The sequence below is a fragment of the Streptomyces sp. NPDC046712 genome (assembly GCF_040645695.1).
Classification (GTDB): Bacteria; Actinomycetota; Actinomycetes; order Streptomycetales; family Streptomycetaceae; genus Streptomyces.
Genome location: NZ_JBEYYW010000002.1, coordinates 194,672 through 211,588, shown reverse-complemented (window position 1 = coordinate 211,588; position 16,917 = coordinate 194,672). Strand labels below are relative to the sequence as shown.

Sequence of the window (16,917 nt, the reverse complement as noted above, 5' to 3'; positions counted from 1 at the left end):
CCCGTCGCATGCTTTCCGCATGTCCGAGGCTGTCACCACCCCCACGCACTGCCCCTACTGCGCCCTCCAGTGCGGCATGTCACTGCGTCCGCAGGGCGGCACCGTCGAGGTGGTCGAGCGCACGGACTTCCCGGTCAATCGGGGCGCGCTCTGCGGCAAGGGCCGCACCGCCCCGGCCGTGCTCTCCTCCCGGGTCAGGCTGACCGGGCCCCTGGTCCGATGCCCTGACACAGGTGCCCTGAAGCCAGCCTCCTGGGAGGAGGCACTCGCCGCCGTCGCCGACGGGCTGCGCCGGACCCGCGCCGACCACGGACCCGATGCCGTGGGGGTCTTCGGCGGCGGCGGCCTGACCAACGAGAAGGCGTACACGCTCGGAAAGTTCGCCCGGCTGGTCCTCGCCACCTCGCAGATCGACTACAACGGCCGCTTCTGCATGTCGTCGGCGGCGGCCGCGCACCAGCGGGCCTTCGGGCTCGACCGGGGGCTTCCCTTCCCCATGGAGGACATCCCCCGCACCGGCTGTGTGATCCTCGTCGGCTCCAACCTGGCCGAGACCATGCCGCCCGCGCTGCGCTACCTCACCGAGCTGAAGGCGAACGGCGGGAAGCTCATCGTCGTCGACCCGCGCCGCACCCGCACCGCCGAGCAGGCCGACCTCCATCTCGCGCCCCGCCCGGGCACCGACCTCGCGCTCGCCCTCGGACTGCTGCACCTGGTGGTGGCCGAGGGACGGGTGGACGAGGAGTTCGTCCGGGAGCGTACGGAGGGGTGGGAGGCAGCCCGGGCCGGGGCGATGTCGCACTGGCCCGAGCTGGTGGAGCGGATCACCGGTGTGCCGGTGCCGCAGCTGCGCGACGCGATGCGGATGTTCTGCGACGCGGAGAGCGGGATGGTGCTCACCGCGCGGGGCCCTGAGCAGCAGTCGAAGGGGACGGACACGGTCGGCGCCTGGATCAACCTCTGCCTCGCGACGGGGCGGGCGGGCCGGCCGCTCTCCGGCTACGGCTGTCTCACCGGGCAGGGCAACGGCCAGGGCGGCCGGGAGCACGGCCAGAAGGCCGACCAGCTCCCCGGCTACCGCAAGCTCGACGACCCAGCCGCGCGGGCCCATGTGGCCAAGGTGTGGGGGGTGGCCCCGGAATCGCTGCCGGGGCCGGGCCGGAGCGCGTACGAACTCCTCGACGCGCTGGGCGGCGAGGTGAAGTCCCTCCTCCTCATGGGCTCCAACCCCGTCGTCTCGGCGCCGCGCGCCGCGCACATCGAGGAGCGGCTGCGCTCGCTCGACTTCCTTGCCGTCGCGGACGTGGTCCTGTCCGAGACGGCGGCACTGGCGGACGTGGTCCTTCCGGTCACCCAGTGGGCGGAGGAGACCGGGACCACGACCAACCTGGAGGGCCGGGTGCTGCTGCGGCAGCGGGCCCTGACCCCGCCGGAGGGCGTCCGCAGCGACCTGGAGGTGATGCACGCGCTGGCCGGTCTGCTCGGCTGGGAGAAGGGCTTCCCCACGGACCCGGAGGAGGTCTTCGACGAACTCCGCCGCGCCTCGGCCGGCGGCCCGGCCGACTACTCCGGCATCAGCTACCGCCGCATCCGCGAGGAGAACGGCGTGTTCTGGCCCTGCCCGGAGGAACCGGAGGAGCCGGCCCGGGCGGCCGGACTGCCCGGCTCCGGCCCGGACGGGGCCGCGGCGGAAGCCGGGGCCGCGCCGTCGGGCGGGGAGGCCCCGCGGCCGCACCCCGGCACCCCCCGGCTCTTCCTCGACCGGTTCGCGACCGCCGACGGGCGCGCACGGTTCGTGCCCGTCGTGCACCGGGCCGCCGCCGAGGAGACGGACGCCGAGTACCCGATCGTGCTGACGACCGGACGGGTCGTCGCGCAGTACCAGTCCGGGGCGCAGACCCGGCGGGTCGACGAGCTGAACGCCGCCGCGCCCGGCGCCTTCGTCGAGCTGCACCCGCGGCTCGCGGAGCGGCTCGGGGTGGCCGACGGCGAGCAGGTCGCCGTGGTCTCGCGGCGCGGGCGGTCGGTGGCGCCCGCCCGGGTCACCACCGCCATCCGGCCGGACACGGTCTTCATGCCCTTCCACTGGCCCGGCGAGGGCCGGGCGAACACCCTCACCAACCCCGCCCTCGACCCGGTCTCCCGGATGCCCGAGTTCAAGGTGTGCGCGGTCCGCCTCGAACCCGCCAGTCCCCGCCCTTGATGAGCGGGCCGTACGGGGTGCCGGGCGCCGCGAAGTAGACCCAGGCGCGGACGGCCGCGCCGTCCCGGAGCCGTACGACCGCGCGTTCCACCCGCTCGTACCCGGCGCCCCCCTCCACCTGGTCGAGTTCGGCGAGCAGTTCGCCGTACGCACCGGGTGCGGCGGTCACCAGGTCGCCGGCGATCAGGCCCTCGCCCGGTACGGCGTACGGGTAGCCCGGCCCGTCGTGGAGCAGCGCGCCCGCGAGCCGGGCGGGCTCCTCCCCCGCCGTGCGGCCGAGGAGGAAGCGGTCGTGGTTGTACTCGCCGGGGCGGAGGGTGCCGTAGACGAAGAAGGGCAACTCCCTCACGGCGCCGCGGTCTCCGTCTCGATCCACTCCAGGTACGCGGCCGACGCGCGGACCACCGGGGTGGCCACGATCTCCGGTGTGTCGTAGTCGTGCACGGCCAACAGATGGGCCTCCAGGGCCTCGTAGCGGGCCTCGGTCGTCTTGAAGAGCACCTGCCACTCCTCCTCGGTCTCGATCGCCTTCCGCCAGTGGTAGACGGAGGTGACGGGCCCGGCGATCTGCGCGCAGGCGGCGAGGCGGGCCTCGACCGCGCCGCGCGCGAGCTCCTGCGCCTTGGCGGCGCTGTCGGTCGTGGTCATTACGGTGAGTGCGACGGTCACCGTTCCACCGTACTCAGCCCGGTGCTCCGCGTTCAGGCCGCCGCCGCGAACTGGGCCGCGTACAGCCGGGCGTACGCGCCGCCCGCTGTCAGCAGCTCCTCGTGCGTGCCCTGCTCGGCGATCCCGCCGTCCTCCATCACGAGGATCACGTCCGCGTCCCTGACGGTGGAGAGCCGGTGGGCGATGACGAACGAGGTGCGGCCTTCGCGGAGCGAGGACATGGCTCGCTGGATGAGGACCTCGGTGCGGGTGTCGACCGAACTGGTCGCCTCGTCGAGGACCAGGATCACCGGCTCGGACAGGAACGCCCGGGCGATGGTGATCAGCTGCTTCTCTCCGGCGCTGAGTCCGGCGCCGTCCTCGTCGAGGACCGTGTCGTAGCCGTCGGGCAGGGTCCGGATGAAGCGGTCGGCGTGGGTGGCCATGGCGGCCTCGACGATCCGCTCGCGCGAGACCTCTCCCGGGACCCCGTAAGCGATGTTGTCGGCGATCGTCCCGCCGAACAGCCAGGTGTCCTGGAGCACCATGCCGATCCCGGACCGGAGGTCCTCCCGGGACATCGTGGAGACGTCCACGCCGTCGAGGGTGATCCGGCCGCCGGTCACCTCGTAGAACCGCATGAGCAGGTTCACCAGCGTCGTCTTGCCCGCGCCGGTCGGACCGACGATCGCCACCGTCTGCCCCGGCTCCACCGTCAGCGACAGATCCTCCACGAGCGGCTTCTCCGGCTCGTAGCGGAAGGCGACCTTCTCGAAGGAGACCCGTCCGGTGACCTTCTCCGGGCGCGGGGCGCCGGCGGCCGCCGGGGACTCCTCCTCGGCGTCGAGGAGGTCGAAGACCCGCTCGGCGGAGGCGACTCCGGACTGGAGCAGATTCGCCATGGCGGCGACCTGGGTGATCGGGCCGTTGAACTCGTACGAGTACTGGATGAACGCCTGGACGTCACCGACGGTCAGCGTCCCGCTCGCCACCCGCAGACCGCCGACCACGGCGATCAGGACGTAGTTGACGTTGCCGACGAAGGTCAGGGCCGGCTGGATGAAGCCGGACATGAACTGGGCGCGGAAGCTCGCCGCGTACAGCTCCTCGCCGAGCTCGTCGAAGCGTGCCACCGCCTCGTCGCGCCGCCCGAACGCGACGACCTCCGCGTGGCCGGTGAACATCTCCTCCACATGGCTGTTGAGTCGCCCGGTGACGGCCCACTGCTTCACGAACTGCGGCTGGGCGCGCTTGCCGATCCGGGCGGCGACGAGCAGCGAGACGGGGACGGTCGCCAGCGCGACCAGGGCGAGCAGTGGCGAGATCCAGAACATCATCACCAGCACGCCCACGAGGGTGAGCAGCGCCCGGACCATCTGGCTGAAGGCCTGCTGGAGGGTCTGGGTGATGTTGTCGATGTCGTTGGTGGTGCGGCTGAGGACCTCGCCGCGCGGCTGCCGGTCGAAGTACGAGAGCGGCAGCCGCGCCAGCTTGTGCTGGGCCTCCTCGCGCAGCCGGTGGCCGGCCCGCTGGACGACGGTCGTGGCGAGCCGCTGCTGCAGCCAGTTGAGCCCGGCGGAGCCGACGACCAGGGCCAGCGCGAGCGCGAGCACCCGGGCGACCGCCGGGAAGTCGACACCGGCCGGGCCCGCGGCGCCGGAGACGACGAGGTCGGTGGCGCGGCCGAGGATCATCGGGCTGAGGACGGCGAGCGCGACACCGACGGCCGCGGCGGCGAGCACGGCGAGCAGCCGGGGGCGTTCGGGGGCCATGGTGCGCAGCAGGCGCAGACCGGAGGAGCGGAAGTTCAGGGACCGTTCGAGGGAGGGGGTGCTGATGCCGGGCCCGCGCTGCTGTACGGCGGGCCCCCGGCGCTGCGGTGCACTCACGCTGCTTCCTCCTCGGTGAGTTGGGAGAGGACGATCTCCCGGTAGGTGGCGTTGTCCCGCATCAGTTCCTCGTGGGTGCCGCTGCCGACGGCGCGGCCCTGGTCGAGGACGACGATCCGGTCGGCGCCGCGGATGGTGGAGACGCGCTGGGCGACGATGACGACGGTCGCGTCGGCGGTCTCCGCGGCGAGGGCTTCGCGCAACAGGGCATCGGTGCGGTAGTCGAGGGCGGAGAAGGAGTCGTCGAAGAGGTAGACCCGCGGGCGGGCGACGAGCACCCGGGCGATGGCGAGGCGCTGGCGCTGGCCGCCGGAGAGGTTGGTGCCGCCCTGGGCGACCGGCGCGTCGAGTCCGTCCGGGAGGTTCCGTACGAAGTCGGCGGCCTGGGCGACCTCCAGGGCGTGCCACAGCTCCTCGTCGGTCGCCTCGGGCTTTCCGTACCGCAGATTGCCGGCGACCGTGCCGGAGAAGAGGTACGGCTTCTGCGGGACGAGCCCGACGGTACGGGCGAGCAGCGTGCGGTCCATGTCGCGCACGTCCACGCCGCCGACCCTGACCTCGCCGCCGGTCGCGTCGAAGAGGCGCGGGACGAGGCCGAGGAGGGTGGTCTTGCCGCTTCCGGTGGAGCCGATGACGGCGGTCGTGCGGCCGGGGCGGGCGGTGAGGCTCACCGAGCGGAGGACGGGTTCCTCGGCACCGGGGTAGCTGAAGTCGGCCCCGATGATGTCGAGTTGTCCCGGCCCGCGCAGCTCGTGGACGGGCGCGGCCGGCGGGGCGACGGACGGTTCGGTGGCGAGGATCTCCTGGATGCGTTCGGCGCTGACCTCGGCGCGGGGCATGTGCATCATCAGGAAGAGCACCATCATCACGGACATCATGATCTGGAGCAGGTAGCCGAGGAACGCGATCAGCGAACCGGCCTGCAGGGCACCGGACTCGATCCGGTGGGCGCCGGCCCAGACGATGGTGACGGTCGCGAGCTCCCAGACGATCAGCACGATCGGGAACATGACGGACTGGAGCCGGCCGACCCGGAGGCCGACCTCGCGCAGCTCGTCGTTGGCGGCGGCGAACCGCCGCTGCTCGTGCCGGTCCCGGACGAAGGCGCGGACGACCCGGATGCCGGTGATCTGTTCGCGCATCACGCGGTTGACCCGGTCGACGCGCTCCTGCATCCCGCGGAACAGCGGCCTCATGCGCAGGACGACGGTGCCGACCGCCCCGGCCATGAGCGGGACGAAGAGCATCAGGAGGAGGGCGAGGGGGACGTCCTGGTCGAGGGCCATGACGATGCCGCCGACGCACATCAGGGGTGCCGCCACGAGCATCGTCAGGACAAGGACGGCGAACGTCTGGACCTGCTGGACGTCGTTGGTGGTGCGGGTGATGAGGGATGCGGTGCCGAAGCGGCTCATCTCGCGGGCGGAGAAGTCCTGGACGCGACGGAAGGCCGCGGCGCGCAGATCGCGGGCGACACCCATGGCGATCTTGGCGCCGAAGTAGACGGCGGTCGCGGCCGCGGCCGCCTGGACGAGGGTGACGGCGGCCATCAGGCCGCCGCCGGCCAGGACGTGGGCGGTGTCGCCGCGCAGGACTCCGTTGTCGATGACGTCGGCGTTGAGGGTGGGCAGAGTGAGGGAGGCGACGATCTGGACGAGCTGGAGGAGGACGACAAGGGCCAGGGTGCGCCGGTAGGGCCGCAGCCGGCCGCCGACGAGTCGGAGGAGCATGGGTCTCGTCCCTCCTCACGCCGCGTACGGGCGGCTGGACTTGGCGTCGCGGAGCGCGTGCGCCCACCAGGCGATCTGGTCGAGCATCGACTTGGCGGCGGCGCCGGCTCCGGTCGGGTCCTTGTGGCGGCCGTCCTCGTCGAAGAGCCCGTGCGCGTTGTGGAAGGAGACGGTGTCGCGGACAGTGACGGCGTGCATCTCGGCGTAGACCTGGCGCAGTTGCTCGACGGCGCGCAGACCGCCGGCCATTCCGCCGTACGAGACGAAGCCGACGGGCTTGGCGTGCCATTCGGTGGAGTGCCAGTCGATGAGGGACTTCAGCGAGGCGGGGAAGGAGTGGTTGTACTCGGGGGTGAGGACGACGAAGGCGTCGGCGGCGGCGAGGACCGGGGAGACCTTGGCCAGTTCGGCGCGGACGGTGGCGTCGGGGTCGTAGGACAGGGAGGTCGGCAGGTCGATGTCGGCGAGGTCGACGACGTCGACGGTGAAATCGTCGCGTTCGGCGGTCCGGCCGAGGAACCAGTCGGCGACGACGGGGCCGAAGCGGCCCGCGCGGTTGCTGGCGACGACGACGGCCAGCTTGAGCGGCGCGGAGGTGGCGGAATTCTCGGAGTTCGCGGGGTTCGTGATGTCCATGTCGAGGATCTTGGTACCTCAAGTTTGGTTGAGGTCAAGCACCGATTTTCCGCGGATGTTTCCGCATTACGGTGAGGGCATGACGACGCCTCCCCCGCACATCGAGTTCGACGGCTCCCCCGCGTCCGAGCCCGCCCTGCTCGCGAGCACCATGACCGGCTACGGCCACTTCACGGCGGCACAGGTGCGTGACGGACGGGTCCAGGGTCTCGACCTCCACCTCGACCGACTCGACCGCGCCAACCGGGAGTTGTTCGGCGAGGGCATCGACAGGGACCACGTACGGGCCCTGCTGCGGGGCGCCCTGGAAGCGGCGGGCCGGCGGGACGCGGCGGCGCGGGTGTACGTGTACCCGGACCTCGCCGGGGGCGCCCGGACCGCGGTGACCCTGCGGGAGCCGTACACGCACGTCCCGACCCCGCAGCGGCTGAGGTCCGTCGCCTACTGGCGGCCCGTGCCCCACATCAAGCACCTGGGCGGCTTCGCCCAGACATACTTCGGGGACGCGGTGCGGCGCGAGGGCTTCGACGAGGCGCTGCTGACGTCCCCGGACGGCGAGATCGCCGAGGGCGCGGTCACCAACATCGCCTTCTGGGACGGCACGTCTCTGGTCTGGCCGTCGGCGCCCTGCCTGCACGGCATCACGATGACCCTGCTGGAGCGCCGCCTGGATTCGGTACTGCGCCGGGTGACGCTGAACGACCTCACGGACTTCCGGGCGGCCTTCGTGACGAACTCCCGCGGGATCTCGCCGGTGACCCGGATCGAGGGGCCGACGTCCGGCGGACCGGCGTCCGGAGGGGTGGAGTCGGGTGGGGTGGAGTCCGGCGGGGTGGACTTCGAGGTGGACGAGAAGCTGATGGACCGCGTGTACGCGGCCTACGCGTCGGTGCCGTGGGACGAGCTGTAGGAGGGGCGTCGCCTCGCGGATCAAGGGTCACGCCGGACGCCGGGCCGGGGTGACCCGTTCACCCGTTCGGCACGAGGCGTCGACTGACGCTCCGTAATCCACTCTGACCTGCACAAACACCCGCTCGCCAGACGACACGCCGCATCGGACGGCGTAATTCTGATGTGATGTCAGCAGGCGCCGGGCGCGCCGCGGCACTTACCTCGGTCCTACGGAAGACCGCTCGCGCGCCCCGGAGGATCCCCATGCGCACCACTGCCCGCCTGCTCACCGGTACCGCGCTGACGGCCGCCGCGATCGGCGCCTTCGCCGCACCGGCGGCGTACGCCGGGTACTCCGAGTCGCTGGAGGTCTACCCGTCCTCCGCCACCCCCGGCACCACCGTCACGGTCAACACCCTCGCCTGCGGGAAGCACGGGCACGGCATCGGGGACGCGAACTCGCTCGGCGCGGGCGAGTTCGAGCTGAACCCGAGCACGCACAAGGAGGTCGTGGTCGGTCAGTTCACGGTTCCGCAGCACGCCAAGCCCGGCACGTTCGGCATCAGCGTCGCCTGCGACAACGGCAAGACCGCCCGCGGCGAACTCGTCGTCAAGCACAGGAGCCCGAGCGGCCATGTCAAGACCGGTGTCGGGGGCAGCGTCGGCCCCGACACCGCCCAGGTCACGGCGGGCGTGGCGGTGCTGGCCGCGGCTGCCGTCGGCGGTACCTGGCTCCTGCGTCGCCGGGCGAGCGGCGTGCAGGGCCGCTAGGGCTCCGGGTTCTCCCGGGCTCCCTGGCCGTACCGCCCGTGCCCTGCCCCCGCCGCGCGCCCGCATGAGGCCCGGCGGGGGCAGGTCCACACCCCCGCACGATCCCGAGAGGGCAGACCGTGAGCAGCAGTCGCAAGGGCTGGGGCATAGCCATCGCCGCGTGCGTCGGCATCTGGCTCGTTCACAACGGTTCGGAGAACGTCACCCCGCCGGTCCCGTCGGCCGCCGAGGCGTTCGCGGCCGGGCCGAACGCGCACACCGACGCCGCGGCCGACCCGCTGCCGCCCTCCGCGCCCGTCCGGCTGCGCATCCCCGAGATCGACGTCGACGCGCCCATGATGCGGCTCGGGCTGAGCCGGGACGGCGCGCTCGACGTGCCGCCGGCGGCCGACCGGAACATCGCCGGCTGGTACGAGGGCGGCACCATGCCCGGTGCCACGGGCACCGCGATCGTCGCCGGCCATGTCGACAACGCGCAGGGCCCCGCCGTCTTCTACGCGCTCGGCGCGCTCAAGAAGGGCCACCGGATCGAGGTGGACCGGCAGGACGGCCGTACCGCCGTGTTCACGATCGACGCCGTCGAGGTGTACGAGAACAAGGACTTCCCGGACGAGAAGGTCTACGGGGAGACGGACCGCGCCGAACTGCGGGTGATCACCTGTGGCGGCGCGTTCACCAAGAAGTCCGGCTACCAGGGGAACGTCGTGGCCTTCGGCCACCTCATCGGCGTGCGCTAGGGCGGCCCTACGTCAGCTCCACTGGTCGAAGGCCAGCTTCGCGACCAGCGAGAAGACGACGAACAGCAGCACCCCGCGGACGAACTCGGCGCCCTTGCTCAGGGCCATCCGCGCCCCGATCATCCCGCCGGCCAGGTTGAAGACCGCCATGACGGCGGCCAGCTGCCACAGGACACTGCCCTGGTACGCGAACATCGCGAGCGCGCCCGCGTTGGTGCAGACGTTGACGATCTTGGCGGTGGCGGAGGCGGTCACCAGGTCGAGATGGAGCACGGCCGTGAGCGCCAGGACCAGGAACGTCCCGGTCCCCGGTCCGAACAGTCCGTCGTAGAAGCCGATCCCGCCACCGACGATCACGATCGCGGTGACGATCCGCGCCCGGCCGACGGGCGCCTTGTCCGCCGCCTGGGTCCCGAAGGACGGCCGTAGCATCACGAACGCGGCCACGCCGAGCAGCACCACCATGATCACGGGGCGCAGTACGTCGCTGCTGATCCCGGCCGCGAAGAAGGCACCGCCCATGGATCCGGCGAGGGCCGCGAGCCCGATGCGTACCGCCGTCTTCACCTGCACCGGGGCCTTGCGCACATACGTGACGGCGGCCCCGGACGTGCCGACGATCGCGACGGCCTTGTTGGTGCCGAGGATCTGGGCCGCCGGGACCTGCGGGAGCCCGAGCAGCAGCGCGGGCAGCAGAAGGAGCCCGCCCCCGCCGACCACGGCGTCGATCCAGCCGGCCACGAGCGCGGCGGTACAGAGCAGGACGAGAGTGGTCAGAGAGAGGTCAGGCGGCATGATCGCGAGCCTAGGGAGGCGATCGCTGTGCCGTCCATCGATCCCGGGAGTCTTGAGCTACGTCTGAGGTTGTGCCGATCGGTGCCCGGTCGGGCGCGGGCGGCGCGGCGGGTTCCACGTCGAAGACGCGGCGCGCTCCACGTCGAAGAGGGGTTCACCGACCTCGGTCGTCACACCCGCACACCAGGGTCCGGCGGTATACGAGAACCCCAGGTCAGCCCCTCCCCCACGATCCTTGAGGCCCCTTGAGGACACCCTGACCACCGGTTGAGCCTCACACCCGACCGCCTCACAGTGCGAACCCCCCGGATCTGAGATCAGCGTTCCGTGCGGGAAACAAACGGGATGCCGACGGGTAACACCCGCACCGCACTCTTCGAGACATGAGTACACGGATCGTGGTGGTCGGAGGCGGAACGGCGGGCCTCCGGCTCGCCCAGCGCCTGCCGGTCACCCTCCTCGGCGAAGAGCCGCACGCACCGTACAACAGGGTGCTGCTCGCGGACGTCCTCGCCGGGCGGTACGCGCCCGAGGTGATCGCGCTGCCCGCTCCGCAGGAGCCGGTGCGGCGCGGAGTGCGGGCGGTGCGGATCGACCGGGCCGCCCGGACCGTGGAGTGCGAGGACGGGACGACGGTCGGCTACGACCGGCTGGTCCTGGCGACCGGCTCCAACCCGGTGCTGCCGCCGCTGCGCGGCCTGCGCGGCTCGCAGCTGCCGTCGGGCGTCCACCCGTTCCGTACGCTCGACGACTGCCTGGAGCTGCGGGCGCTCGTCCGGCCCGGCGTCCGCGCGGTCGTCATCGGCGGCGGGCTGCTCGGGGTCTCCGCGGCCCGCGCGCTGGCGGCGCTGGGCGCCGAGGTCATGCTGACCCAGCAGGGCGAACGGCTGATGGAACGCCAGCTGGACGCCCACGCGTCGGCGCTGCTCCGCGAACACGTGGAGTCGCTGGGCGTGGAGGTGCACACCGAGTGCCGGGTGAGCGGTCTGCGCCAGGAGGACGGCTCGGTCACGGCCGTGGAGCTCGCCGACGGCTTCGTGCTCGACGCCCAGGTCGTGGTGCTGGCCTGCGGGGTCCGGCCCCGTGTCGGTCTCGCCAGGGACGCCGGTCTGGACGTCCGCAAGGGCATCGTCGTCGACGACGAGCTGCGGACCTCCGACCCGTATATCCACGCCATCGGCGACTGCGCCGAGCACGACGGCCGGGTCTACGGCCTGGCCGGCCCGGCCCTGGAACAGGCGGACGCCCTCGCGGACGTGCTGCTGGCGCAGCCGGCCGCCGCCGCGGCGAACTACACCGGCACCCGGGCCCTGACGCGGCTCACGCTCGGCGGTCCCGTCTCGCTCGACCTGGCTTCGTTCGGCGAGGCCACGCCCCTGCCCGGCGACGACGTCGTCCAGCTGACCGACGCCACCCGGCGCGCCTACCGCAAGGTCGTCGTCCGCGGCGACCGGCTGGTCGGCGGCGTGCTGCTCGGCGATCTCGCCGCGGTCGGGACCCTCGCCCGGGCGTGGGAGGGCGACGAGGCCCTTCCGAACGCTCCCCTGCTCCACCTGCTCACCCATGACGGAGGCTCCTGAGATGTCGACCATGCCCGTGCACACCCCCACTGTCGTCCTGGTCGGCCACGGAATGGTGGGCCAGCGTTTCCTGGAGGCGCTGGCGGACCGGGGCGTCACCGAGCGCGCGCGGGTCGTCGTGCTCTGCGAGGAGCCGCGCCCCGCCTACGACCGCGTCCAGCTCACCTCGTACTTCAACGGCCGCACCCCCGACGATCTGTCGATGGTCGAGGACGGCTTCATGGCCAGGCACGGCATCGAGCTGTACGTCGGTGACCCGGCGGAGACGATCGACCGCGCGGCCCGCACGGTCACCGCGCGCTCCGGGCAGGTCTTCGCGTACGACACGCTGGTGCTGGCCACCGGCTCGTACCCCTTCGTCCCCCCGGTCCCCGGGAAGGACGCGCGCGGCTGTTTCGTGTACCGGACGATCGAGGACCTGCTCGACATCGAGGAGTACGCGAAGACGGCGACGACCGGCGCGGTCGTCGGTGGCGGCCTGCTCGGCCTGGAGGCGGCGGGCGCGCTCAAGGGTCTCGGGCTCGACACGCACATCGTGGAGTTCGCGCCCCGGCTGATGCCGGTGCAGGTCGACGAGGGCGGTGGCGCGGCGCTGCTGCGCACGATCGAGCAGATGGGGCTGACCGTCCACACGGGCACGGGCACCCAGGAGGTCGTGACCGAGGACGGCGCGGTCACCGGGATGCGCCTTTCGGACGGCTCCGAACTGGCCACGGACATGGTGGTGTTCTCGGCGGGCGTACGGCCCCGGGACCAGCTGGCCCGTGACTGCGGTCTGAACGTGGGCGAGCGCGGCGGCATCGCGGTCGACGAGCACTGCCGGACCTCGGACCCGGCCGTGTACGCGATCGGCGAGTGCGCGCTGGCCTCCGACGGCCGGGTGTACGGCCTGGTGGCCCCCGGCTACGAGATGGCGCTGACGGCCGCGGCCACGATCGCCGACGAGACCGTGGACGGCTTCACCGGTGCCGACATGTCGACCAAGCTGAAGCTGCTCGGTGTGGACGTGGCCTCCTTCGGCGACGCGCACGGCACGGCCGAGGGCTGCCTCGACGTCGTCTACTCCGACTCCCGCTCCGGGGTCTACAAGAAGCTCGTGGTCGACGGCGAGGGCGTACTGCTCGGCGGCGTCCTGGTCGGCGACGCCGACTCGTACGGCATGCTGCGGCCGCTCACCGGCACCGTACCGCCGGTCTCCCCCGAGCAGCTGGTCCTGCCGGCGGGTGCGGGCGCGCCGGTCGCGCTGGGCCCGTCGTCGCTCCCCGACGACGCCGTCATCTGCTCGTGCCACAACGTCACCAAGCACGCGATCACCCAGTGCACCTCGCTGCCCGAGGTGAAGAAGTGCACCAAGGCCGGTACGGGCTGCGGCAGTTGCGTGAAGCTCATCGGGCAGCTGCTGCCGGAGCCGAAGGACAAGGGGCTGTGCGCCTGCTTCTCGTACACCCGCAGTGAGCTGTACGAGATCACCCGCACGCTGCGGCTGACGTCCTTCGCCGAGCTGCTCGACTCCCACGGGCGGCCGGAGGCGCGGGGCGGCGAGGGCTGCGAGGTCTGCAAGCCGACCGTCGCCTCGATTCTGGCCAGCCTCGCGCCGACGATAGGGGTGGGCGGGTACATCCTCGACGGCGAGCAGGCGTCCCTGCAGGACACCAACGACCACTTCCTCGCGAACATGCAGCGCAACGGCTCGTACTCGGTCGTGCCGCGCATCCCGGGCGGTGAGATCACCCCGGACAAGCTGATCGTGATCGGCGAGGTGGCCCGGGACTTCGGGCTCTACACCAAGATCACGGGCGGTCAGCGGATCGACATGTTCGGCGCCCGGGTCGAGCAGCTGCCGGCGATCTGGACCCGGCTCGTCGACGCGGGCTTCGAGTCGGGGCACGCGTACGGGAAGTCGCTGCGCACCGTGAAGTCCTGTGTGGGGCAGACCTGGTGCCGCTACGGCGTGCAGGACTCGGTGAAGATGGCGATCCAGCTGGAGCTGCGCTACCGGGGCCTGCGCTCCCCGCACAAGCTCAAGTCGGCGGTCTCCGGCTGTGCGCGCGAGTGCGCGGAGGCGCAGTCGAAGGACTTCGGCGTCATCGCGACGGCGAGCGGCTGGAACCTGTACGTGGGCGGCAACGGCGGCGCGACCCCGCGCCACGCGGACCTGCTCGCCCAGGATCTGTCGGACGCCGAACTGGTGCGGCTGATCGACCGGTTCCTGATGTTCTACATCCGTACCGCCGACCGCCTGGAGCGCACCTCGACCTGGCTGGAGCGGCTGGAGGGCGGCCTGGAGCACCTCAAGGACGTGGTCGTGCACGACTCGCTGGGGCTCTGCGACGAACTGGAGGCGCTGATGGCGGCCCATGTCGCGGACTACCAGGACGAGTGGGCACAGACCCTGGACGACCCGGACCGGCTGCGTCGCTTCGTGTCGTTCGTGAACGCGCCGGAAGCGCCGGACCCGTCGGTGAAGTTCGTGCCCGAGCGCGACCAGATCAAGCCGGACCTGACCGTCCTCACCATCGGAACTCTGGAAGGGGTCTGAAGCCCGATGAATCTCGAACTGTCTCCGTCTCCCGAAACCTGGATGACGGTCTGCGACGAGTCCCGGCTGACGCCGGGCCGGGGCGTGGCCGCGCTGCTGCCGGACGGCCGGCAGGTGGCGCTGTTCAAGGACCGGTCGGGGCGCGCGTACGCGATCGACAACCGGGATCCGTTCACCGGGGCGCAGGTGCTGTCGCGGGGGCTGCTCGGGTCGGCGAACGGGCGTCCGTTCGTGGCCTCGCCGCTCCTGAAGCAGCGCTTCGACCTGGAGACGGGCCGCTGCCTGGACGACGAGGAGGTCGCGGTGGCGGTGTACCCGGTCCGGGTCCACGAGGGCGCGCTCCACGCGGTATGACCGATCGTACTTGACCGTACGTTCCAGATAGTTCTACGGTGAAGGCGTGGCCAGGACCAAGGAATTCGATCCGGACGCCGCGCTCCAGGCAGCGCTCGAGCTGTTCTGGCGGCGCGGCTACGAGGCGACGACGATGTCGGACCTCGTCGAGCACCTCGGGATCGGCCGCGCCAGCATCTACTCCACCTTCGGCAACAAGCACGAGCTGTACATGAAGGCGATGGACCAGTACCTCCGGACGCGGGACCCGCTGATGCTGGAGGAACTGTCCGCGCCGGGGCCGGCACTGCCGCCCGTCCGGGCCCTGGTGCGCCGGTTCGCCGACGAGGCGGGGACGGACGAGGTCCGCCTGACCGGCTGTTTCATCACCAACTCGGCGGCCGAACTGGGGCCGCACGACGGGGCGGTGGCGCGGCGGGTGGAGCTGAGCTGGGAGCAGATCGAGACCCTGTTGCACGCCTCGCTGGTCCGGGCCCGCGCCCAGGGCGAGCTGCCTTCGGACCGCGACCCGCAGGCGCTGGCCCGGATGCTGCTCGTCCTGATGCAGGGCATCCGCCTGGTCGGCAAGGCGTCGAGCGACCCGGCCAGGGTCCGCGACGCGGCGGAGCAGGCGCTGTCCCTGCTGAACTGAGACCCTTCACAAAGGGCGCCTCACGGCGCCCTTTTCTTGGGCCTTCATATTGGAACGTACGGTCAAGAAAAGGGGGGATCATGTCGGAGTCGACACGGGGGAAGACACTGCGGGAGCCGGTCGGGGGCGTGGCGGTCGGGGGCGCGCCGGCGGAGGGCGTCCCGGTCGGGGGCTTCGGGCTGCTCGGGGCCGTGCAGGTGACGCTCATCTTCACGCTCGCGTCGATCGCCGTGCCCCTGCCCCGTATCGGCGCCGAATTATCCCTCGAACGCGCCGAGTTGATCCTGCTCAGCGCCGCCTACGGGCTGACTTTCGCCGGACTGCTGCTCTTCGGCGGACGGCTCACCGACCGGTACGGCGGCCGCCGCGTCCTCACCACCGGGCTCCTCGTCTTCGGCGCGGCCTCCGCCCTCGCCCCGCTCGCCCCCGGGTACGAGGCGCTCCTCGCCGCCCGGTTCGCGCAGGGCGTCGGCGCGGCCCTTGTCGCACCCGCCGCCATGGCGGTGCTGCGCGCACTGTTCCCCGAACCCGCCGCGTACGGCAGGGCGATGGCGACCTGGGGCGGCCTCTCCGTCCTCGGTGCGACCGCGGGCAACCTGCTCTCCGGAGTCGTCTCCGCCCTGACCGACTGGCGCTGGGCCTTCGCGGTCCCGGTCGCCGTCACCGTCCTCGGCCTCACCCTCGGGCCCCGGCTCCTCCCCCGCACCCCACCGGGCCCGGGCCGTACGCTCGACCTGCCCGGAGCGCTGCTCGCCACCGCCGGTATCACGCTGGGCAGTTACGGCCTCGTCCGCACCGACGCCCACCCCTGGAGCTCGGCGGCCGTCCTGGTCCCGCTGCTCACGGGACTGGTCCTCCTCGCCGCCTTCGTGGCCGTCGAGCGGCGGGCCGGGGACCCGCTGCTGCCGCCGGACTTGCTGCGCGACCGCCGCCGCGGCACCGGCCTCGCCGCGATCGCGCTCACCGCGGCGGGCACGGCCACCGTCTTCGTCCTGCTCTCGCTCGGCCTCCAGCAGCAGCGCGGCTACTCCGCGCTCCTCACCTCGGCCGCCTTCGTCCCGTTCGCCGCCGCCCTGCTCGCCACGGGACGGCTCACGGGTCCGTTGATCGGGCGGTACGGCCCCGGGCGGGTCACCGCCGCCGGACTCGCGACGGGGGCGTCCGGGCTCGCGCTCCTCGCGGCGACGGGGCTCGACCCCGCCGTGCCGTACGCCTACGGCCTGCTGCCCGGCCTGCTCCTGCTCCCGGCGGGCGCCGCCGCCTCCTTCGCGGGGGCCGCGGTCCTGGCCACCGACGGCGTACCGCCGCACCGCGCGGGACTCGCGGGCGGTGTCCTCAACACGGCGATGGAGCTCGGCCCGACCGTCCTCTTCGCCGTCCTGCTCACGCTCGGCAGCGACGCGTCGTCGCTCGCCGCGACGGCCGTCGGCTTCGCCGCCCTGGCCGCACTGACCATGCGCACCACGCGTACAACGACCACCACGCGCACCACGCGCACGAAGTAGCGAAGTTC

At 72.3% G+C, this 16,917-nt stretch carries 15 protein-coding genes; 9 read left to right on the top strand and 6 right to left on the bottom strand.

The window, feature by feature from the left end; translation table 11 throughout:
• The first annotated feature begins 19 nt into the window (after nt 1-19).
• On the top strand, nt 20-2,203 hold the full coding sequence (locus ABZ939_RS03255) for a molybdopterin oxidoreductase family protein (protein ID WP_361848473.1): 2,184 nt from the start codon (nt 20-22) through the stop codon (nt 2,201-2,203).
• Here ABZ939_RS03255 and ABZ939_RS03250 read toward each other — a convergent pair.
• From ABZ939_RS03250 to ABZ939_RS03230, 5 genes are read right to left on the bottom strand one after another with little or no spacing between them, the layout of a single operon-like run.
• A complete protein-coding gene (locus tag ABZ939_RS03250) occupies nt 2,157-2,552 on the bottom strand; it encodes a gamma-glutamylcyclotransferase family protein (RefSeq protein WP_361848470.1) in 396 nt (131 codons plus the stop codon). The genes ABZ939_RS03255 and ABZ939_RS03250 overlap by 47 nt on opposite strands.
• Nucleotides 2,549-2,851, bottom strand: a complete 303-nt coding sequence (gene cutA, locus ABZ939_RS03245) for a divalent-cation tolerance protein CutA (protein ID WP_361848467.1) — start codon at nt 2,849-2,851, stop codon at nt 2,549-2,551. Before cutA ends, ABZ939_RS03250 begins: the two co-directional genes overlap by 4 nt.
• A gap of 53 nt (nt 2,852-2,904) precedes the next feature.
• Nucleotides 2,905-4,740 carry an ABC transporter ATP-binding protein gene (locus ABZ939_RS03240; RefSeq protein ID WP_361848464.1) on the bottom strand — a complete coding sequence of 612 codons (1,836 nt, stop codon included), beginning with the start codon at nt 4,738-4,740 and terminating at the stop codon, nt 2,905-2,907.
• Nucleotides 4,737-6,470 (bottom strand): ABC transporter ATP-binding protein, encoded by a 1,734-nt coding sequence (locus ABZ939_RS03235; RefSeq protein WP_361848461.1) that lies wholly within the window; start codon nt 6,468-6,470, stop codon nt 4,737-4,739. Before ABZ939_RS03235 ends, ABZ939_RS03240 begins: the two co-directional genes overlap by 4 nt.
• Nucleotides 6,471-6,485: 15 nt before the next feature.
• Nucleotides 6,486-7,106, bottom strand: coding sequence for an NAD(P)H-dependent oxidoreductase (locus ABZ939_RS03230; RefSeq protein ID WP_361848458.1), 621 nt, complete (start codon nt 7,104-7,106; stop codon nt 6,486-6,488).
• A gap of 79 nt (nt 7,107-7,185) precedes the next feature.
• On the opposite strand from ABZ939_RS03230, the gene ABZ939_RS03225 reads away from it, so the two are divergent.
• The 3 genes from ABZ939_RS03225 to ABZ939_RS03215 all read left to right on the top strand — a co-directional run bounded on the left by ABZ939_RS03225 (nt 7,186) and on the right by ABZ939_RS03215 (nt 9,505).
• A complete protein-coding gene (locus ABZ939_RS03225; protein WP_361848455.1) occupies nt 7,186-8,016 on the top strand; it encodes an aminotransferase class IV in 831 nt (276 codons plus the stop codon).
• 245 nt (nt 8,017-8,261) lie between these two features.
• Complete coding sequence (locus tag ABZ939_RS03220; RefSeq protein ID WP_361848452.1) at nt 8,262-8,768, top strand: hypothetical protein; 507 nt, start codon at nt 8,262-8,264, stop codon at nt 8,766-8,768.
• Between the two features lie 119 nt (nt 8,769-8,887).
• Nucleotides 8,888-9,505 carry a class F sortase gene (locus ABZ939_RS03215; protein WP_361848449.1) on the top strand — a complete coding sequence of 206 codons (618 nt, stop codon included), beginning with the start codon at nt 8,888-8,890 and terminating at the stop codon, nt 9,503-9,505.
• A gap of 12 nt (nt 9,506-9,517) precedes the next feature.
• On the opposite strand, the gene ABZ939_RS03210 is transcribed toward ABZ939_RS03215, so the two are convergent.
• Nucleotides 9,518-10,300 carry a TSUP family transporter gene (locus ABZ939_RS03210; RefSeq protein ID WP_361848446.1) on the bottom strand — a complete coding sequence of 261 codons (783 nt, stop codon included), beginning with the start codon at nt 10,298-10,300 and terminating at the stop codon, nt 9,518-9,520.
• Nucleotides 10,301-10,683: 383 nt separating this feature from the next.
• Between ABZ939_RS03210 and ABZ939_RS03205 the strand changes: the two genes are divergently transcribed.
• The 5 genes from ABZ939_RS03205 to ABZ939_RS03185 all read left to right on the top strand — a co-directional run bounded on the left by ABZ939_RS03205 (nt 10,684) and on the right by ABZ939_RS03185 (nt 16,909).
• Nucleotides 10,684-11,880 carry an FAD-dependent oxidoreductase gene (locus tag ABZ939_RS03205; RefSeq protein WP_361848443.1) on the top strand — a complete coding sequence of 399 codons (1,197 nt, stop codon included), beginning with the start codon at nt 10,684-10,686 and terminating at the stop codon, nt 11,878-11,880.
• Nucleotide 11,881: 1 nt separating this feature from the next.
• Nucleotides 11,882-14,419 (top strand): nitrite reductase large subunit NirB, encoded by a 2,538-nt coding sequence (gene nirB, locus ABZ939_RS03200; protein WP_361848440.1) that lies wholly within the window; start codon nt 11,882-11,884, stop codon nt 14,417-14,419.
• Nucleotides 14,420-14,425: 6 nt separating this feature from the next.
• Nucleotides 14,426-14,773, top strand: coding sequence for a nitrite reductase small subunit NirD (gene nirD / locus ABZ939_RS03195; RefSeq protein ID WP_361848437.1), 348 nt, complete (start codon nt 14,426-14,428; stop codon nt 14,771-14,773).
• Nucleotides 14,774-14,819: 46 nt separating this feature from the next.
• Nucleotides 14,820-15,404 carry a TetR family transcriptional regulator gene (locus ABZ939_RS03190; protein WP_361848434.1) on the top strand — a complete coding sequence of 195 codons (585 nt, stop codon included), beginning with the start codon at nt 14,820-14,822 and terminating at the stop codon, nt 15,402-15,404.
• Between the two features lie 80 nt (nt 15,405-15,484).
• Entirely contained in the window at nt 15,485-16,909 is a 1,425-nt protein-coding gene (locus tag ABZ939_RS03185; RefSeq protein WP_361848431.1) for an MFS transporter, read from the top strand.
• Nucleotides 16,910-16,917: the final 8 nt, after the last annotated feature.